The sequence below is a fragment of the Streptomyces sp. RKND-216 genome, from assembly GCF_004795255.1.
Classification (GTDB): domain Bacteria; phylum Actinomycetota; class Actinomycetes; order Streptomycetales; family Streptomycetaceae; genus Streptomyces; species Streptomyces hazeniae.
The window spans coordinates 2,743,661-2,763,004 of sequence record NZ_SSBQ01000002.1; the positions used below are offsets into that span (position 1 = coordinate 2,743,661).

Consider the following 19,344-nt stretch of genomic DNA (forward strand, 5'->3'; position numbering starts at 1 on the left):
CCGAACCGCGCGGCGGGCGACTCGTGTTGATTGCATGTCACCGAGGCGGGTACCCGAGGGGACACCTCGGCACCGACTGCAGAACGGAGGAGCACTCATGGGCATTGTCGTGTGCATCGTCATGCTGGCAGTGGGCGCCATCCTGACCCTGGCCGTCGACTGGGACCTTCAGGGCGTCAACGTGGACGTCGTCGGCATCGTCCTCATGGCCGTCGGCCTGCTCGGCCTCTCGGTCTACGTGAGCATCTTCAAGCGCCGCAAGACGCAGCCGCCCTCGCCGGCGGCACCCGTGTCGGTGGAGGACAACCGGCACCACTGGGAGTGACCTTCACGCCCCGGCCCCGCCCTGCGGGTCCAGGCCGGCCAGCACCAGCGGGAGGCGGGACGTCCCCGCGTCCGTGACGCGGACCGGGACGCCCCAGTCCTGCTGGTGCACGTGGCAGGCCGGGTAGGGGTTCGCCGGGTCGTCGTCGCAGGACGCGGCCGTCGCAGAGACGTGCAGCACGCCTTCGGCGACGCCGTCCGCGAGCAGCACCTCGCGGGTCAGCTCGGTGTCCGTTCCCCCGCCCCCGGCGAGGAGTTCCGGCGGCGTCGCGCTGACCTGGAGGCGTGTCGAGGGGCCGTAGCGCTCGTCCAGCTTCTGCCCGGCGGGGGCCTGGAAGACCACGTCGAGCCGCAGCTTCCCCGGTGCCACCTCGGTCGCCGTGCGCTGCGTGCGGTGGGCCACGGCGTCGACCCGCACGGCCTCCTCCGGCAGCCGGAGCCGCGTGAGCCGATGCCGCGCGGACTCCACGACGACGATGTCGTCGCCCGCCAGGACGGCGCCGGACGGCTCGCGCAAATCGGTGGCGAGGGTGGTGACCGCGCCCGTCGCCGGGTCATAGCGGCGCAACGCGTGGTTGTAGGTGTCGGCCACCGCCACCGAACCGTCCGCGAGCGCGGTGACGCCCAACGGGTGCTGAAGCAGGGCCTGTCCGGCGTCGCCGTCGCGGTGTCCGAAGTCGAACAGGCCGGTACCGACGGCCGTACGGACCACCAGGTCGCCGTCCTCGTCGCGGGTCACCCCGCGCACTGCGGAGGTCTCGGAGTCCGCGACCCAGAGCTGGCCGTCGGAGGCGGACAGACCGGACGGCTGCGCGAACCACGCCTCCCGGGCCGGGCCGTCGACCAGGCCCTCGTTCGTGGTGCCGGCGGCCACTCCGACGGTGCCCTCCGACGGGTCGTACGTCCACAGCTGGTGGACGCCCGCCATCGCGATCCACACCCGGTCCTCGAACCAGGCCAGGTCCCACGGCGAGGAGAGCGCCACCTCGCGGGCGGCGCCGTCGGTCGGGGAGCCCTGCCACCACTGCGTCCCGGTGCCCGCGACGGTCGCGACCCCGCCCGTGGCGGGGTCGTAGGTGCGCAGCGCGTGGTTGACCGTGTCGGCGACCAGGAGCAGGCCGTCAGGCCCGTCCCCGTCCGCCGAGGGGAGGACGAGGAGGCCCTGCGGCTCGCTGAACCGTGCCGTCTCCGCCGGCCCGTCGGCCAGTCCCCGCTCGCCGCTGCCGATCCGGCGGACGACGGTCTCGCCGTCGGCGTCCAGCTCGACAAGCTGGTGGCGGGTCGTGTCGGAGACGAGGAAGTGCCCGCTGCCGGGCAGCCGTACCGCCTTGCCGGGGAAGCGCAGGTCGGTGGGCTCGGGCTCCGGCGGCACGTACGGGCCCTCGCCCCGGCGCAGGGTGCCCTTCGCGGCGTGTGCCGCCTCCAGCTCGCTCACCAGCGTCTCCAGCGCGTGCGCGTGCCCCTCGCCCGCGTGCTGGGCGACGACGTACCCCTCGGGGTCGATCACGACCAGCGTCGGCCAGGCGCGCACGGCGTACTGCTTCCAGGTGGCGAGCTCCGGGTCGTCCAGCACGGGGTGGTGCACCCCGTACCGCTCGACGGCGTCCACGACGGCCTGGTGCTCGGCCTCGTGCACGAACTTCGGCGAGTGGACGCCGACGATCACCAGGGTGTCGGCGTGCCGCTCCTCCAGCTCCCGCAGTTCGTCCAGCACGTGCAGGCAGTTGATGCAGCAGAACGTCCAGAAGTCCAGGACACAGCACTTACCACGCAAGTCCGCTAGAGACAGGGACTTGCCGCCAGTGTTGATCCATGCCCGTCCTTGCAGCTCAGGGGCGCGCACGCGTGGTCGTCGGCTCATGCGTCCAGCCTCTCAGACCGCGAACGACCCTTGGCCCAGCAACCGTGCGAAGACGCCCCTCACTGCGAAGCTGCACGATGGCTTCTGTGCGCTGCTCAGCACCCACGTCATCATCGACGCACTGAACGGGGTCGACGTGCCGTGCTGGGCCGACAAGGGCTGCCGGGGCGCCGGGGGCGCCATGCGGGTGCCCTACTGGGGACGCTGGGCGACGCTGTCCGCAGGTCAGCAAGCCGTGGACCGCTCACACGCGAAGATCCGCGCACTCGTCGAGCAGGCCATGGCCACCCTCAAGAGCTGGCGCCTCCTGCGCAAGCTGCGATGCTCCACCACCCGCATCACCAGCCTCGTCCAGGCCGTCCTCACCCTGGACCTGACCTGCGCAAACTGAGGTTGGCAAACGCCCTGTAGCCGCTGTTGATGTACAGTCACGTCCCGCGCAGGGGATGCCCGCCAATGCGGCCTTCACTCAATTCACCTCGTGCTGCACACGCATGCCCGAGATTCCGAACGAGAGATACAACCGTGCGCAAGTTCGGAACCCGTAATACCTGGAAGCGGATCGGATTGGCTGCTTCCCTCTCTACCCTCCCGTTGGCCCTCGCGAGCCCCGCTTGGGCTGTCGTGAAGTTCTCGTACATAGATGATGGAGTCGCCGGTTTCACCTCGCATCCACTGACGGATGACGGAGGTACCGGACCGAACAAGGTGGACTTCACCGGATGCCATACGTGGTCGGGGACAAGTGTGACTGTTCAGCTGCGTCGTGCTGTCATCGGACCCGACACCGGATACGACGAAAAGAAGTACACGGCATGCTTCAACGGTGGAACGTCGTCCGGCGAGTGGGGTGCCGGAATCGATGGCCACGACTACTACTTCAGACTCACGGTGGTGTAAGTAGCCGTTTCTCAACCGGATGTGGAACGTGCGGTCGAACAGGGTTCCTGGTCGGGTGATCTTCCGGCTGTGTGTGCATGAAGGCAGGGCCTCTCGGTAGCTCGGAGATGCGAATCCGACCGAGCGATGCCGGGAGGCCCTGTCGTCGTTGTTGTACGCGCCCTCCGCCCACCGAGTTCAACTCCTTCGCCGTATCGTGCGACTGAGCTCTTTCCGACCTTGGTTTGGGCAGGTCGGGTGCAGGGTGAGGACGGCCGCTGCTGCCGGTGCCGGCCTGGGTCCAGGGGCAGGACGGGCAGCCGGGCACGTACGCGGGCCCGGCGGGAGCGGGCGCGGAGCCGTCGTGGTCCGTACGGACAGGGGTGCCATTCGGCCGTATCGCACCGGTCCGCCGGTCGCCCCTCGCACGTACGGGGTACACACCGGGCATGAGGTATCTGGTCAGGGAACGCGTGTTCGGGATCGGCGAGGACTTCTGGGTGGAGGACGAGGACGGCGAGCGCGCCTTCCTCGTCGACGGCAAGGCGCTGCGCCTGCGGGAGACCTTCGAGCTGAAGGACCGTGCGGGGAACGTCCTCGCGGTGGTGCGGAAGAAGGCGGTCAGCCTGCGCGACACGATGCGCGTGGAGCGGGACGGCGAGGTCATGGTGACCGTGCGGGAGAAGCGCTTCACGCCGATGCGCAAGGTCTACCGCGCGGAGCTGGCCACGGGGGAGGAGCTGGAGATCCGCGGCGACCTCGTCGGCAAGGAGTACGACATCGAGCACGACGGGCGACGGCTGGCCCGGGTGTCCCGCAAGTGGTTCCGGGTCCGCGACGCCTACGCCGTCGACGTGGAGCAGCCGGACGCGGACCCGGTGATGCTCATCGCCATCGCGGTGTGCGTGGACCGCCTGATGGAGTCCGAGGACGACGGCACGCTGGAATGAGGGGGCGGGCCGGGCTCAGAGGACGCGGTCCTTGAGGGCCGGGAAGGTGTCGCGGATGCGGGCGACCTCGGCGAGATCGAGGGTCGCGGTGAGCACCTGCTCCTCGGCGTCCTCGGCCTCGGCGAGCACCTCGCCCCAGGGGTCGATGATCGCGCTGCGGCCGGCCATGGGCACGCCGGCGTGGCTGCCGGAGGTGCCGCAGGCGAGGACGTACGCCTGGTTCTCCACGGCGCGAGCGCGGGCCAGCAGGCTCCAGTGCCCGGCCCTGGCCCTGGGCCAGCCGGCGGGGACGACGAAGACGCGGGAACCGGCGTCGACCAGGCTGCGGAACTGTTCGGGGAACCGCAGGTCGTAGCAGGTGGCGAGGCCGATCACGGCGGCCGGGTGGTCGACGGTGACCGTTTCGGTGCCGGCGGCCATCAGGGTGGCCTCGCCGCGGTCGAAGCCGAAGCGGTGGATCTTCCGGTACGTCGCGGCGAGGGAGCCGTCGGGGGCGAAGACCAGCGAGGTGTTGAACAGTTCGCCGCCGGGGGCCCGTTCGACCACGGAGCCGGCGTGCAGCCAGACGTCCGCGTCGCGGGCGGCGGCGCTCATCGCAGCGGCGGTGGGCCCGTCGGCGGCGGGCTCGGCCTCGTCCTCGAAGCGGTCGAAGGAGAAGGCCCCGACGGGCCAGCCCTCCGGGAGGACGACCAGATCGGCGGCGGACTGCTCACGCACCATGCGGGCGGCGCGCTCCCGGCGGTCTGCGACCGGTTCGTCCGGGTCGACGCGGAGCTGGATCAGCGCGGCGCGGAGCGAGGAGCCGTGCACGGTACCACCGTCTCTTTCGGAAGGGGCGGAAGGGCATAGCATCGTCATCCAAAAGCACTGCCGGGGTGCCCGAGCGCAGCGTAACTTGAGAGCACCCGTACCGCGAACGCATCCGTACCGCCCGAGGGGCCTCGTGACCGACCACCCAAGCCTGCAGCCCTACGTCGACGCCTGGACGCAGTCCATCGAAGCGATATCCGCACTGGTGCAGCCGCTTGCCGAGGGCGAGTGGAACCGCCGGACCGACTGCCCCGGGTGGTCGGTCCGTGACGTCGTCTCCCACATCATCGGCATCGAGTGCGAACTGCTCGGCGACCCTCGCCCGATCCACTCCCTGCCCCGCGACCTGTACCACGTACGGGACGAGACGAGCCGTCACATGGAGGTGCAGGTCGACATCCGCCGGCACCACACGGCGCCGGAGATGACCAGCGAGCTGGAGTACACCGTCATCCGCCGCTCCCGGCAGCTGCGCAACGAGAAGCGGCAGCCGGACGACGAGGTGCGGCACGTGCTGCCGGGCAAGGACCCGATCACCCTCGAACGGCTTTTGCAGATACGGGCCTTCGACGTGTGGGTGCATGAACAGGACATCCGGCGGGCGCTGCGCACGCCGGGCGACCTGGATTCGGCGGCGGCGCACGTCTCCCGTGACGTGCTGGTCGCCGGGCTGCCGGGCGTGGTGAAGGCGGCGGGCGCGCCGACCGGTTCGGCGGTGGTGTTCGACGTGTCGGGGCCGGTGGAGTTCATGCGCACAGTGCGGGTCGACGAGGAGGGGCGGGCCACGGTCGACGGCAGCGTCTCACTGGGCCCGACGGTGACGCTGTCGCTGGACTGGGAGACCTACGTACGGCTCGCCTGCGGGCGCACCCGGCCGGAGAAGGTCGCCGAGGACGTGAAGATCGAGGGCGACGCCGAGCTGGCGCAGCGCATCCTGCGTCACTTCGCCGTCACCCCGTAGGTCCGCGCGCCCCGCCGCCGTACGGGCTCCCCGCGGGCACCGTACGGCGCTTTTGGGGGAGGCCGGGGCCCGCCGAGCCCCGGCCCGGCACGCCCCGGCGGGTCATACCGGCACGTGGGCGGTTTCGACGCGGCTGGCGACGACGCGTTCGCGTTCCCTGCGGTGGGCACGGCCACGCAGGCGCAGGACCTGGCTGAGGCCGAGGGCCTGGAGCACGAAGATCCCGGACAGGGCGATGCGGAAGTCGTCCCCGGTGAGGTCGAGGAGCACGCCGACGGTCAGCAGGGTGGTCATGGAGGCGGTGAAGCCGCCGATGTTGACGATCCCCGAGGCGGTGCCCTGCCGCTCGGGCGGGTTGGCGGGACGCGCGAAGTCGAAGCCGATCATGGACGCGGGCCCGCAGGCGCCGAGCACGACGCACAGCGTGATCAGCAGCCAGCCGGGCGCGGGCCCGGACCAAAGCAGCACGGCGGCCCACAGCAGGGCGGTGGCGGCGACCGTGCCGAGCGCGAGCGGGGTGCGGGCGGCGTGGTGGCGTGCGAGGAGCTGGCCGTAGGCCAGGCCGACGACCAGGTTGCTGCAGACGACCAGGGTGAGCAGCGCGCCGGCGTGGGCGCGGTCGAGGCCCTGGTCCTGGATGAGGAACGGCATCCCCCACAGCAGCAGGAACACCATGGCCGGGAACTGCGTGGTGAAGTGCACCCACATGCCCAGCCGGGTGCCGGGTTCGCGCCAGGTGGCGGCCGTCTGGCGGCGCACGTAGGCGAGACCGACGTGCGGCACGGGTTCCGGGGCGTGGCCTTCGGGATGGTCCCGCAGGAGGAGCAGCACCAGCACCAGCACGACGACGCCGGCGACGGCGCTGCCGGCGAAGGTGGCGGTCCAGCCGTAGGCGCTCAGCACGCGGGCCAGCACGAGCGTGGTGACCAGGTTGCCGGTCTGGCCGACGAGTCCGGCGAGCTGGCCGACGAACGGGCTGCGGCGGGGCGGGAACCAGCGGGTGCCCAGACGCAGCACGCTGATGAACGTCAGCGCGTCGCCGCAGCCGAGCAGGGCGCGGCAGGCGAGGGCGACGGGGTAGGTCTCGGCGAGCGCGAAGCCGAGCTGGCCGGCGGTGAAGAGGGCGGCGCCGAGCATCAGCACGCGGCGGGTGCCCCAGCGGTCCACGAGCAGGCCGACGGGTATCTGCATGCCCGCGTAGACCATCAGCTGGAGGAGCGAGAACGTGGACAGCGCGGAGGCGCTGACCTCGAACCGTTCGGCGGCGTCGAGGGCGGCGACGCCGAGGCTGGTGCGGAAGGTGACGGCGACGAAGTAGACGGCGACGGCGACGCTCCACATGGCGACGGCGAGCCGGCCGCCGGGCGGCTCGGGCGCGGGCCGCGCGGCGCGCGGCTGCGGGGAGGAGCGGCTCACCGGACGTCTCCGTGGACCAGGTTGCGGACCCAGCTCACGTGCCGGTGCACGGCCTCGGCGGCGGCGTCCGCGTCGCCGGCGCGGACGGCTTCGAGGATCTCGGTGTGCTCGGTGATGTTCTTCGCGATGCGGTCGGGATGGGCGTGCATCACGGCAACGCCCATGCGCAGCTGCCGGTCGCGGAGCTGGTCGTAGAGGCGGACCAGGATCGCGTTGCCGGTGGCGCGGACGATCTCCGCGTGGAAGCAGCGGTCGCTCACGGAGACATCGGCGAGCTGCCCGGCGCCGGCCTGCTCGTGCTGGCGGGCGAGCAGCTCCTCCAGCCGTGCGACGAGGCCGGCGGGGGTGGCGGTGGCGGCCTTGCGGACGGCGTGCTCCTCGACCAGCAGGCGGGTCTCGACGACGTCGGTGATCTCCTGCGCGGAGACCGGCAGCACCAGGGCGCCCTTCTTCGGGTAGAGCTTGAGCAGCCCTTCGACCTCCAGGCGCAGCAGGGCCTCGCGGACGGGGGTGCGGGAGACGCCGACCGCGTCGGCCAGCTCGCCCTCGGTGAGCAGCATGCCGCCTTCGTAGCGACGCTCCAGGACGGCACGTTTGACGTGGTCGTAGACCCGCTCGGCGGCGGGCTGCCGGGGTGTCGCGGCGGTGCGGGGCGGGCTGGACGCGGGCATGTGCACATCTTAGATACAACAGGGATGCGTGTAGCGGGCCGTCCGCATGGCGGGACGAGTGCACGGAGGACCGGGCCGGTCGGGACGAGCACAGGCCCATTCACCCCCGCGGCGTGACGCAAGGGCCGCCGGGGGGCGACCGGTGAGCCGGAGGGGCGAGCAGGGCGGTCAGGCGCGCAGACCCTGGACGGGCTGGTGCGTCCGGGACTCGATGTCCCGCGCGGCCGCGTTCAGCAGCTGGTGGGAGAGGTCGGACAGCGCACGGGCCGCGGCGAGTTCGTCGCCGATCGCCGGCACGTTCTCGTCGGCGGGGTTGGCGTGCGCGACGCCCTCGCCGACCATCGCCACGCCGTTGCGCCCGCTCAGCCGCGCGTGACAACGCGTGTCCCGGCCGTCCTCGGCGAGTGCCAGTTCGACGTTCCAGTTCGCACCCATGACACACCTCCGCGGGGCAGACCTCCGGACGGTTCCGGGACTCGGCCCGTCGCTTCCATGGTCCCTCGCGCGAGCCGCTCCCGCACGCCCGGCCGCAACCGAACGCACAGAATCCCCCGGGTGAATTCCCAGTTTTCCGCGAACACCCCAACTCGTCTTGCAGCCGGGGGATTTGATGTGCGATAACGATTGCCCATCCGGTCGGTACGGATGCGCGGCACTCCGCCGGGCACGCTGGCCGTGTGCGGCCTGCCCCAGCACGCGCGCCGAGAAGGAGCTCCGACGACGGCGATTCCCTGCCTCCTCCCAGCTCTCCGGCCACCCCCGGCGGTGCCCGGCGGCGCGGCCGGGCGACAGCAGGCCGGCACCGCCGCTTCCGGACGACGACCGCGCCGCCCCGCACCACCCCCCACCGGTTCACCGCCAGACCTAGGTAGCTGCGTGACACACATACGTGATCACTCCGGCCCTGCGGAAGAGGGCCCGACGTGAGAATCAGCCAACGCCTCGTCCTGCTGGTCAGCGTCCCGCTGGCCGTCACCGTCACGTTCTCCGGACTGGCGCTCGCCCCCGCCACCAGCCAGGCGGTCGACGCGCACCGGCTGACGGACATGGTGCGCGCGGCGCAGGCCGCGAGCGACCTCGCCCACGACCTCCAGCGGGAACGGTCGGCGGCGACCGTCCTGGTCGCCGACGGCACGGGAGCAGACTCGTTCCGCAAGCGCGCCGAGGCCACGGACGACAGCGCGGCGCGCTTCTCCGCCCGGCGCGCCGCGCTCGACGCTCTGCCCGAGAAGGCCCGGGGCGCGCTGGACCGTGTCGCCGGTGCCCTCAGCGACCTGCCGTCGCTGAGGGCCCAGGCCCGCTCGGGCAGCAGCTCCCTGTCGGCCCTGGTGTTCCGCTACCGCATCCTCATCGCCGACCTCGTCTCCTACCGCGACGGCATCGCGCAGGCGGAGGGGGTCCGGACGGACATCGCTGACCGGATCCACGCCGTCGCCTCGCTGTCGCGTGCCGGCGAGAGCCTGGGGCGGCAGCAGGTGACGGTCCTACGCGCGCTCTCCGGAGGCGGTTTCACCCCGGCGTCGAAACGGACCTTCGACGCCACCCGGCTCGACTACGACGACGCGGTCCGCAGCATGTACACGCTCGGCCCGGCCGAGTGGCGCACCCTCCTGGAACGCCGGCTCTCCGGCTCTCGCGCCGTCGCCGCGCGCCGGCTCGAGGACCAGGCGGCACGGAGCGGGACCGGGCAGGAACTCACCATTTCCGGCAAGGAGTGGAGCAGCGCGACGGCGGAGCGCCTGGACCTGCTGCGGTCGGTGGAGAGCCGGGTCGACGACTCTCTCCTCGACTCGGTGGCCTCGGAACGGAACCGGCTCACCGGCTGGGCCGTGGGCGAGGCGCTGCTGGTCGTCGCGGCCCTGGTCGGTGCCGTGGTCTTCGCCCTGCGACTGGGCCGCGTCATGATCCGCCGCCTGCGCGACCTGCGGAACGCCGCCCACGAGGTCGCCCATCACGGCCTGCCGGAGACCATGCGGGAGCTCTCCAGCCCCGGCGCCCTCGCCGGCACGACACCGGAGAAGGTCGCGGAACGCAACGGCAGTCCGCTGCCCGCCGACGGCGGCGACGAGATCGCGGAGCTGGGCGAAGCCTTCAACGCGGTGCACTACGAGACCATCCGCCTCGCGGCGCAGAGCACCCGCTCGCACGAACGATTCGCCGAGACCCTGGTCGGAGTCGCCCGCCGCGGCGGTCAGTTGACCAGCGTGATGGTCTCGGAGCTGGACGCCGTGCAGCGCGACGAATCCGATCCGGAGCGGATGAAGGTGCTGTTCGCGCTGGACCACCTGGCGGTCCGGATGGAACGCAACACCAACAGCCTGCTGGTGCTGGCAGGGCACGGCCAGGGCCGGGTGCGCGCCTCCGACGTGCCGTGCTCCAGCGTGATCGTGGCCGCCGCGCAGCAGACCGAACAGTTCCAACGGGTCTCGGTGGGCGCCGTCGACGACATCCACATCGCCGCCCGCGTGGTGCACGACCTGGCGCACCTGCTGGCCGAACTCCTGGACAACGCTACCCGGTTCTCGCCCCCGGACACCGAGGTCGGCGTCGCGGTCTGGCGGATGTACGACCGCGCCGTGGTGGCCGTCGTCGACGAGGGCGTCGGCATCCCGGCCGAACGCCGTGCCGTGCTGAACGCCGAACTCGCCAACCCGAGGACCGACGTCGGCGGCGTCCGTTCCATGGGGCTGCACGTGGTGGCCAAACTGGCGGCACGACACGGCATCGTCGTCGAACTCCGGGACTCCTCGGGCTCCGGCACCATCGCCGAGGTCACCCTGCCCGCCGCCGTGGTCACGACCGGGCCCCGGAACGGCGGGAGCGACGAGGTCTTCACCCCCACCGCCCGGCCGGCCCCCCGCGGCCGGGGAACGCTGGGCGACCCGCGGGGCGAGGAACCCGCGCCCCGGCACGATCGCCCGTCGGGCCGGCCCGCGTCCGGCCCCTCGCCGCACGCCGAACCCGCCCCCCGCCGGCCCGCCGACACGGTCGCCGGCGTCAGCGCCGCGGGCCTGCCGGTGCGCAGACCGCGACGGCACCAGGACCACGCCGGTGCGGACGCCTCCCCCGAGCGCACCGCAGCCGCCGCCCCGCCCGCGGGCGGCAGGCCCGCACCCCGCCGGCGCGACTCCCGGCAGATCGCCGACGTCCTGACGGCGTACGCCCAGGGCATCGACCGGAGCACGACCGGCCGCCGCGGCGACGACACGGCGGCACCCCGGACCCACCGACGGCCCCACCGACCGACCTGACCCGTTACGGAGACCTCACGCACATGAACGCCGTGTCCCCCGCCGACCTGAGCTGGCTGCTCAGCGACTTCGCCCGCAGAATCCCCGAGGTCACGCGTGCCATAGCAGTCTCCGTGGACGGCCTGGCACTCGCGTACACCGGCCTGGGGAAGGACGACGCGGACCGGCTGGCGGCCGTCGGCTCCGGCCTCGTCAGCCTGCTGTCCGGCGCCGCGCAGCTCACCCACACCGACCCCGTGGAGCACAGCCTCACCGCGATGGAGGGCGGCTACCTGTTCTCCATGGCCGTCTCCAGCGGCGCCTCGCTCCTGGTCACCACCACGCGCGACGCCGACATCGGAGAGGTCAGCTACATGATGGCCGAACTGATCAACCAGGTCGGCGACGCGCTGACCCCGGCGCAGCGGGAGGTGAACGCACCACGCCCGTCGTGACCGCACACCCGTTACACCTCCCCGAAGGACTCCCATGCGTCTCGCACTCCGCACCACCCGCAGGAACACCTCCTCCCGCAGAGCCGGAACGGCCTCCCGACGAGCCGGGGCGGCGTCCCTCGTTCTCGCCCTGGCCGCCGTCACCGGATGCAGCGGCGACGGCGGTTCCGGCGACGGCACCCTGAAGGTGGGGCTGCTCGTCGCCCTGTCCGGCACGTACAAGTCGGTCGGCACCGACATGCGGGACGGCTTCGAGCTCTACCTGGACACCCACGACGGCGAACTCGGCGGGCAGAAGGTCGACCTCGTCGTCGCCGACGAGGGGGACGGCCCGCCCACCGCGCTGCCGGCCGCCACGAAGATGATCGAGAAGGACGGCGTCGACGTGCTCACGGGCGTGGTGGGCGGTGGGTCGGTGAACGCCGTGCTGCCCCTCGTCGAACGGAAGAAGATCCCGTTCATCGGCGCCAACGCCCGGCCCGGCATCGAGAACCTCGACCGCGTCTGGCACACCAGCTTCCTCTCCGACGAACCGGGCGCGGCCATCGCCGGGTACATAGCCGACGAGATCGACGGCCCGGTGTACGCCATCGGCCCGGACTACCAGGGTGGCCACGACGAACTGCGCGGCTTCACCGAGGCCTACGCCGAAGCCGGCGGCGAACTCGCCAACCCGGACGGCGAGACGACCTGGACGCCGTTCCCGAAGACGACGAACTTCATGCCGTACTTCGCCGACATCGCGCAGTCCGACGCCGAGGCCGTGTACTGCTTCTACGCGGGCAAGGCGGCCGTCGACTTCGTCAAGCAGTACGCCCAGTCGGACATCGCCGACCTGCCGCTCTACGCTGCCGGCTTCCTGACGGAGGGCAGCACGCTGCCCGCCGAGGGCGACGCCGCCGAAGGCATCCACTCCGTGCTCAACTACGCCGCCGACCTCGACAACGAGGCCAACCGCACCTTCGTCGCCGACTGGATGGCCGAGCACGACGCCGCGCCCACCACCTACGCCATGGCCTCCTACGACGCCGCGTCGGTGCTGGACAAGGCGATCACCCAGCTGACCAAGGACGGCGGCGAGGTGACCCCGGAGAGCATCAACAAGGCCATCGGGAACCTGGGGCAGATCGAGAGCCCGCGGGGCACCTGGCAGTTCGGCGAGAAGACCCACGCCCCGGTGCAGACCTGGTACCTGCGCCAGGTCCGCAAGGACGGCGACCAGCTCGCCAACGTGGTGGTCCAGGACCTGGCCACGCTGGGCAGCTGACGTTGGGAGCGCTCGACGCCCACCTGGTACCGGCGTTCGACGGCGTCGCCTACGGCCTGCTGCTGTTCGTGGTCGCGGCCGGCCTCAGTCTCGCGTTCGGCACCGCGGGCGTGCTGAACCTCGCGCACGGCTGGCTCTACGCCATCGGCGCATACGCGGGCGCGGCGCTGAGCGACGGCAGCTGGGCGGGGCTCGCCGCGGGACTCGCGGCCGGCACCGCGATCGCCTGCGCCGCGGGGGCGCTGCTGGCCCTCGCCACCGCCCCGCTGGCCCGCCGCGGCCATCTGGACCAGGCCCTGCTCACCTTCGGGCTGGCCCTGATCGGCGGCAACGTGCTCATCGAGGTCTTCGGCGCCGACGAGCAGCCGGTGCACGTACCGGACGCGCTGAACACGTCGGTGTCGCTGCTCGGCCACCGGTATCCCGCGTACCGCCTGGGCTTCATCGTCGCGGCCGTGCTGCTCGCGGCGGCGGGCAGCTGGGTGCTGCGCGGCACCCGCGCCGGCGCCGCGGTGCGAGCGGCCGCCGACGACCCGGACATGCTCGCCGCCGGGGGCCGGAACCCGCGGACGGTCCATGCGGCCGTCCTCACCGTGTCCGGGGCGCTGGCCGGGGCCGCCGGGGTGCTCGGCGCGCCCATCATCGGCCCCGGCCCGGGGACCGGGGACACCGTGCTCATGCTGTCCCTGATCGTCGTGGTGCTGGGCGGACTGGACAGCCTGTGGAAGACGCTGCTCGCCGCGGTGGCGGTGGGCCAGGTGCAGACCCTCGGCGTCTCCCTCGTCCCGGATCTGGCGCCGTACCTGCTCTTCGCGGCCATGGCGCTGGTCCTGGTGCTGCGCTCCCGCTCCGCGGTGGCCGAGCCGCCCCCGGCCCCCGTGCCCGCCGCCACCGGGCGGGTCCGAAAGGCCGTGCGGGAACGGTTCCGCAGGCCCGGCGGGCTGCCCCGGGGGCTCCGGCGCCTCACCCGTCCCGCGCCGCCTGCGCAGCGGGCGACCGGGCTCCTCGCCCTCTCCGCCGCGCTGGGCGCCCTCCCGTGGCTGCTCGACGACTACAGCCTCTCGCTCGCGGGGCACGCGCTGGCGCTCGGGCTGCTCGCGGCGAGCGTCACCGTGCTGACCGGCTGGGCGGGCCTGCCCACCCTCGGTCAGACGGCGCCCTTCGCCGTAGGGGCCTACGCCACGGCCCTGCTGGCGGACGCCGGCTGGACGGTCGGGCCCGTCCAGGTGGCGGTCGCCGCGACGGCGGCCGCGCTGTTCGCCCTCGTCGTCGGCCCGGCCGTGATCCGGGCCCGCGGCACCACGGTGCTGATGATCACCCTCGCGATCGGCGAACTGACGCACACCGCCGTCGGCGGCCTGACCTCCGTCACCGGCGGCACCGACGGGCTCGTCGGCTTCCCCTCGACCGAGGTCTGGTGGGGCGCGGGGGCTCCCGAGAACGAGGCCACCGTCTACTGGTACACCCTCGCCGTCGCCGCGTGCGCCCTGGCCGTGACGCTGATCGTGCTGCGCTCACCGGCCGGCATGCTCCTGACGGGCAGCCGCGCGGCGGAGGCCCGGATGCGCGCCTCCGGGCACCCGGTGGACCGCTACCTGACGGCCGCCCACGTCGGCGCGGGCGCCCTCGCCGGTGTCGCCGGCAGCCTCCTGGTCACCGGCAGGCAGTACGTGTCCCCGGCCGACGTGGGCTTCGAGATCGCCGCCTTCGCGCTGCTCGCGGCGGTCGTCGGCGGCACCGTCTCCGTGGTCGGGGCCGTGTTCGGTGCCGGTCTCATCGTGGCGACCCGCGACTGGCTGTCCGGCATCTGGCCCGGCTACGGACCCGCCCTGCTGGGCGTGCTGTTCGTCGTCACGGTCTACCTCCTGCCCCGTGGCCTGCCGGGCCTCTTCGCCGCCCGGAGCCCCGGCGCACCCGCACGAAAGGCGACGTCGTGACAGAACCTCCCGGGACGGAACCCCCCATCCCCGCGCCGGTGCTGACCGCGACCGGCCTGACCCGCCGCTACGGCCAGCTCACGGCCGTGGACGACGTGTCCCTGCGCCTGGCGGCCGGTGCACGGCACGCCCTCATCGGCCCGAACGGCGCGGGCAAGACCACGCTGCTCGGCCTCATCGCCGGGACGGAACGTCCGGACGGCGGCCGCATCGAACTGAACGGCACGGACATCACCCGCAAGCGCCCGGCTCGGCGCAGCGCCCTGGGGATCGCGCGCAGCTTCCAGCAGCCGCACGCCGTGGACGGGGCGGCCGTGCTGGACAACGTGGTGCTCGCGCTGTGGCGGCACCATCCGCAGCGGAGCGCCGCCTGGCGGCGACCGGTGCGCCGACGGCGGCTCGCCGACGCCGCACGCGCCCACCTCGACGCCGTGGGGCTGGCCGGCACGGATCAGCTGCCGGCCGGCGCCCTCTCCCACGGGCAGCGCCGGCTGCTCGACCTGGCCTGCGCCCTCGCGGCGCAGCCGCGGCTGCTGCTACTCGACGAACCCGCCGCGGGCCTGACCGACGAGGACATCGGCCGGCTGCTCGACGTCCTCGGCGCCCTGCCCCCGGACGTGGCCGTGCTCCTGGTCGAGCACCACACGGAGGTCGTCGCCCGCCTCACCGGCACCGCGACCGTCCTGGCCTCCGGCCGGGAAGTGGTCGCCGGACCCACGGCGGAGGTGCTGCGCCACCCCGAGGTGCGCAGGGTCTACCTGGGCACCTCCCCGGCCAAGGGGGACGGGGAACCGGGGACGCTCGACGACGCGGTACGGAAGGACGGCTGAGGCCGCATGCTCGACCTGACGGGTGTCACCGCGGGCTACGACGGCGGCACCGTCGTGCACGGCGTCGACCTCACCGTGGCCACCGGCACGGTGCATGCCGTGGTGGGCCACAACGGCGCGGGGAAGACCACCCTCGTGCACGCCGTGGCCGGCCTGCTGCCCTGCGCCGCCGGTTCCGTGCGCCTGGCGGGCGACGACCTGACGGGCCGCCCCGCGCACCGGATCGCCCGGGCGGGCATCGGCCTGGTGCCGCAGGGCCGACGGGTCTTCCGCCGCCTCACCGTCGCCGAGCACCTGCGCCTCGCCGAGCGCCGTCCACGGCACTCCGTACCGGCAGGAGCGGTGTGGACCACGGGGCGCGTGCTGGACCTGTTGCCGCCGCTCGCCGGACGGCTCCGGCAGCGGGCCGCAACCCTCTCCGGCGGCGAACAGCAGATGCTCGCGCTGGCCCGCGCTCTCCTCGGGTCACCCCGGGTACTGCTGCTGGACGAACCCACCGAAGGGCTCTCCCCGGCGCTCACCGGCCTCGTGCAGCGACTGGTCACGACCCTCGCCGAGGACGACGGGATGACGGTGCTGCTGGTCTCCCCCAGCCCGGGGTTCGCGGCTTCGTGCGCCCGGACGGTGTCCGTGCTGACCTCCGGGCGGGTCACGGGACGGTTCGGCGGCGCGGAGGTCCGGGCGGACCCCGGCGTGCTGCACCGGGCCCTGGACCTGGCCGCCCCGGGCAGCGGGACGATCGCAGGTGCGGACACCTGTGCTGACGGGGGTGCGGAGCTGGTCAGCGACCCCGCAGGGCGTGACCCCCGAAGCCGCTGAGCCGGTCGGATCCCCCGTGCTGGTCCCGCCACCAGTCGGCGAAGCCCGTCTCGTCCAGCGCGGTCCAGTCCGGGGTGGCCTCGACCTGCGCCGCGCCCAGGCGGCGGCCGAGCGCGACCATGTCCGCGCCGACGCCGCGGCGGTCCTCGTCGTACGCGGCGACGGCCCCGCCCGTGCTCCCGCCGGACGACGACAGCGCCCGCTCCAGGGCCACCGCGTCCTGGAGGGCCTTCACGCTGCCCCCGCCGGTGTGCGGCCGGGCGACGGTGGCGGCGTCCCCGGCGAGCAGCAGCCGCCCGACTCCGTAGTGGGGGACCTCCAGGTCGTAGATCGGCTGCACGAGGGTCTTCGCTGCCGGTGTGCTCAGCAGGACGCGGGCCCAGTAGGGCGGGAAGTGCTCCGCGACCAGCCCCCGCAGGTGCTCCGCGACCTCAGCGGCGAGCCGGCCCGGCGGGAGGGAGGTCGGCTGGTCCAGGCCGGATTGGAACGCGGCGGAAGGCGCGGTGTAGAGCACCCAGTTGAAGTGCCGGCCGCCCGACCCGTCCGGCACCGGGTAGATCATGCAGTGGCCGCCGGGGAAGACCACCGTGCACGCCTCGTCGGGGGCAGGGGCGCCGTCGGGCTCGATGGTCGCGGTGCCGCGCCATCCGACGTAACCGGCGTACGCGGGCCGGAGCGTGGGGAACATCGCGTCGCGGACCACGGAGCGGTATCCGTCGGCGCCCACGACCGCGTCGAACGCGGCGACGGTCCCGTCGGTGCAGCGCAGCCGTACGGCGTCGGAGCGGGTCTCCGCGCCGACGACCGTGCTGCCGGTGCGGTACGTCACCCCGTCCGGTACCCGTTCCCGCAGCCCGGCCCAGAGGGCCCCCCAGGTGTACGCGCGGAAGGGGAAGGGGTGGACGGCCAGCGTCCGGCCGTGCGGGGCGTCGCCGTCGCGCACCCGCCACACCCGTCGGGCCAGCGGCACGTGCGCGATGCGTGCGGAGACGTAGCCGGCGGCCTCCAGTTCGTCGAAGCGGTCGGCGTGCTGGGCGATGCCGACGCCCCGGTCGCGGAGCCGGCCGTCCGCCCGCTCGAACACGGTCACCCGTGCCGCTCCGCCGCGCAGCAGCGCTCCCGCCGCCGCGCACCCCGCGATGCTGCCGCCGACCACGGCAACGGTCCCTCCCGACACCATCCCCGGCTCTCCTTCCCGACACTTCCGTCCGACCGGCGACGGTGGACGTGCGACCGAACGCGGGCGCCAACTGTACAGCCACCGGGGCGAGTTCACTGCTCGCTGGGCTCCCGCCGGGTTGTGCCGGCGACGAGCAGGCGCCCCGCGCACGGCCGCCCGCCGCCACCGGTGCGGTGGCGGCGGGCGGTGCGGAGCCGGGCGATCCGGCCGGGGGCCCGGCGGTCAGGCCCAGGTGATCAGACGCTTCGGCTGCTCCAGGACCGCCGCGATGTCCGCGAGGACCTTCGAGCCGAGTTCGCCGTCGACCAGGCGGTGGTCGAAGGAGAGCGCGAGCGTCGTGACCTTGCGCGGCTTGACCTTGCCCTTGTGCACCCACGGCATGTCGCGGACCGCGCCGAACGCGAGGATCGCGGACTCGCCCGGGTTGAGGATGGGCGTGCCGGTGTCGACGCCGAAGACGCCGACGTTGGTGATGGTCACCGTGCCGCCCTGCATGTCGCCGGGCGCGGTCTTGCCCTCGCGCGCGGTGGAGACCAGCTCGCTGAGCGAGCCCGCCAGCTCCGGCAGGGTCTTCGCGTGCGCGTCCTTGATGTTCGGCACGATCAGGCCGCGCGGGGTGGCCGCGGCGATCCCCAGGTTCACGTAGTGCTTGCGCACGATCTCCTGGTTGGCCTCGTCCCAGGCGGCGTTGACGTCCGGGTTGCGCCGGATGGCCAGCAGCAGGGCTCGGGCGACCATGAGCAGCGGGTTGACCCGCACTCCGGCCATGTCCGGGTCCTGCTTGAGCTCCTGCACCAGCTTCATCGTGCGGGTGACGTCCACCTGCACGAACTCGGTGACGTGCGGCGCGGTGAAGGCGCTGCCTACCATCGCGGCGGCGGTGGCCTTCCGCACGCCCTTGACCGGGATGCGGGTCTCGCGGGCGCCGGCCTCGACCGGTGCGGCAGGCGGCGCCGCCTGCGGCGCGGCGGCCGGTTCGGCAGGGGCGGGGGGCGCGGCGACGGCGGCGTGCACGTCCTCGCGGGTGATGATCCCGCCCTCGCCGGTCGGGGTCACGGTCGCCAGGTCGACGCCGAGGTCCTTGGCCAGCTTGCGCACGGGCGGCTTGGCCAGCGGGCGGCCCTCGGCCGTGGTGGCCACCGGCGCGGACCCGTTGCGCGCCAGCGTGGCACTGTCGCCGTTCAGCGCGGTGCCCGGGGACGGCGCGGTGCTCACCGTGCCGTTGAACTCGCCCTGGAGGGCCTCCTGCGCGGCGGCCGGCCCGGCGGCGTCCGGAACGGCCGGCTGCCCCGGCTGCGGCTTGCGGGCGCGCCGCTTGGTGGAGCCGGCGGACACGCCGTATCCGACCAGCACCGGCTGGCGCTTGCCGCCCTCGCCCTCGTCGCCGCCCGCCTCCGGCTCGGCCGCGGGCTCGGCTGCGGGCGCGGGCGCGGGCTCGGCCGCGGGTGCGGGCGCGGCGCCCTCCGCGGGGCCGGCCGAGGGATCGGTGTCGACGGTGATGATCACCGTGCCGACATCGACCGTGGTGCCCTCGTCGAAGCGCAGGTCGGCCACGGCGCCGTCGAACGGGATGGGCAGCTCGACGGCGGCCTTGGCGGTCTCCACCTCGCACACGACCTGCCCGTCGGTGACGGCGTCACCGGGCTGGACGTACCACTTGAGGATCTCGGCCTCGGTGAGTCCCTCGCCCACGTCGGGCATCTTGAACTCACGGAACCTGGCCTGCGTACTCGTCATCGTCACGACTCTCCTCG

Annotated in this window: 17 protein-coding genes; 10 read left to right on the plus strand and 7 right to left on the minus strand. The window is 73.3% G+C overall.

Features of this window, described 5'->3' with window-relative positions; genetic code table 11:
• Positions 1-97: 97 nt before the first annotated feature.
• Positions 98-325 (plus strand): membrane protein, encoded by a 228-nt coding sequence (locus E4198_RS12255; protein WP_027765413.1) that lies wholly within the window; start codon positions 98-100, stop codon positions 323-325.
• A 3-nt stretch (positions 326-328) separates the two neighbouring features.
• On the opposite strand, the gene E4198_RS12260 is transcribed toward E4198_RS12255, so the two are convergent.
• Entirely contained in the window at positions 329-2,185 is a 1,857-nt protein-coding gene (locus E4198_RS12260; RefSeq protein ID WP_136183182.1) for an NHL domain-containing thioredoxin family protein, read from the minus strand.
• Here E4198_RS12260 and E4198_RS12265 point away from each other — a divergent pair.
• On the plus strand, positions 2,184-2,576 hold the full coding sequence (locus E4198_RS12265) for a transposase family protein (RefSeq protein ID WP_281727978.1): 393 nt from the start codon (positions 2,184-2,186) through the stop codon (positions 2,574-2,576). The two genes, E4198_RS12260 and E4198_RS12265, sit on opposite strands and share 2 nt — an antisense overlap.
• 937 nt (positions 2,577-3,513) lie before the next feature.
• Entirely contained in the window at positions 3,514-4,014 is a 501-nt protein-coding gene (locus E4198_RS12270) for an LURP-one-related family protein (RefSeq protein WP_027765419.1), read from the plus strand.
• Positions 4,015-4,029: 15 nt separating this feature from the next.
• On the opposite strand, the gene E4198_RS12275 is transcribed toward E4198_RS12270, so the two are convergent.
• The gene (locus E4198_RS12275; protein WP_136185339.1) at positions 4,030-4,866 is read right to left on the minus strand and encodes a carbon-nitrogen family hydrolase; all 837 of its coding nucleotides are present in this window, start codon (positions 4,864-4,866) and stop codon (positions 4,030-4,032) included.
• A 91-nt stretch (positions 4,867-4,957) separates the two neighbouring features.
• Between E4198_RS12275 and E4198_RS12280 the strand changes: the two genes are divergently transcribed.
• Positions 4,958-5,785 (plus strand): maleylpyruvate isomerase family mycothiol-dependent enzyme, encoded by an 828-nt coding sequence (locus tag E4198_RS12280; protein ID WP_136183183.1) that lies wholly within the window; start codon positions 4,958-4,960, stop codon positions 5,783-5,785.
• A 102-nt stretch (positions 5,786-5,887) separates the two neighbouring features.
• Here E4198_RS12280 and E4198_RS12285 read toward each other — a convergent pair whose 3' ends face one another.
• From E4198_RS12285 to E4198_RS12295, 3 genes are all read right to left on the minus strand, one after another.
• Positions 5,888-7,126, minus strand: a complete 1,239-nt coding sequence (locus E4198_RS12285) for an MFS transporter (protein ID WP_136185340.1) — start codon at positions 7,124-7,126, stop codon at positions 5,888-5,890.
• Positions 7,127-7,197: 71 nt separating this feature from the next.
• Positions 7,198-7,872 carry a GntR family transcriptional regulator gene (locus tag E4198_RS12290; RefSeq protein ID WP_136183184.1) on the minus strand — a complete coding sequence of 225 codons (675 nt, stop codon included), beginning with the start codon at positions 7,870-7,872 and terminating at the stop codon, positions 7,198-7,200.
• Between the two features lie 168 nt (positions 7,873-8,040).
• On the minus strand, positions 8,041-8,307 hold the full coding sequence (locus tag E4198_RS12295; RefSeq protein ID WP_027765424.1) for a DUF1876 domain-containing protein: 267 nt from the start codon (positions 8,305-8,307) through the stop codon (positions 8,041-8,043).
• 488 nt (positions 8,308-8,795) lie between these two features.
• On the opposite strand from E4198_RS12295, the gene E4198_RS12300 reads away from it, so the two are divergent.
• From E4198_RS12300 to E4198_RS12325, 6 genes are read left to right on the plus strand one after another with little or no spacing between them, the layout of a single operon-like run.
• Positions 8,796-11,123 carry a sensor histidine kinase gene (locus tag E4198_RS12300; RefSeq protein ID WP_136183185.1) on the plus strand — a complete coding sequence of 776 codons (2,328 nt, stop codon included), beginning with the start codon at positions 8,796-8,798 and terminating at the stop codon, positions 11,121-11,123.
• Positions 11,124-11,146: 23 nt separating this feature from the next.
• Positions 11,147-11,557 (plus strand): roadblock/LC7 domain-containing protein, encoded by a 411-nt coding sequence (locus E4198_RS12305; RefSeq protein WP_136183186.1) that lies wholly within the window; start codon positions 11,147-11,149, stop codon positions 11,555-11,557.
• A 34-nt stretch (positions 11,558-11,591) separates the two neighbouring features.
• A complete protein-coding gene (locus E4198_RS12310) occupies positions 11,592-12,824 on the plus strand; it encodes an ABC transporter substrate-binding protein (RefSeq protein ID WP_136183187.1) in 1,233 nt (410 codons plus the stop codon).
• A 2-nt stretch (positions 12,825-12,826) separates the two neighbouring features.
• Positions 12,827-14,761, plus strand: coding sequence for an ABC transporter permease (locus E4198_RS12315; protein WP_136183188.1), 1,935 nt, complete (start codon positions 12,827-12,829; stop codon positions 14,759-14,761).
• Entirely contained in the window at positions 14,758-15,591 is an 834-nt protein-coding gene (locus E4198_RS12320; RefSeq protein ID WP_136183189.1) for an ATP-binding cassette domain-containing protein, read from the plus strand. Before E4198_RS12315 ends, E4198_RS12320 begins: the two co-directional genes overlap by 4 nt.
• 6 nt (positions 15,592-15,597) lie before the next feature.
• Positions 15,598-16,410: an ABC transporter ATP-binding protein gene (locus E4198_RS12325; RefSeq protein WP_136183190.1), complete on the plus strand. Its 813-nt coding sequence runs from the start codon at positions 15,598-15,600 to the stop codon at positions 16,408-16,410.
• Here the strand turns inward: E4198_RS12325 and E4198_RS12330 are convergent.
• A complete protein-coding gene (locus E4198_RS12330) occupies positions 16,373-17,587 on the minus strand; it encodes an FAD-dependent monooxygenase (protein ID WP_136185341.1) in 1,215 nt (404 codons plus the stop codon). The two genes, E4198_RS12325 and E4198_RS12330, sit on opposite strands and share 38 nt — an antisense overlap.
• A 225-nt stretch (positions 17,588-17,812) precedes the next feature.
• Positions 17,813-19,327, minus strand: coding sequence for a dihydrolipoamide acetyltransferase family protein (locus E4198_RS12335; protein ID WP_136183191.1), 1,515 nt, complete (start codon positions 19,325-19,327; stop codon positions 17,813-17,815).
• Positions 19,328-19,344 lie beyond the last annotated feature (17 nt).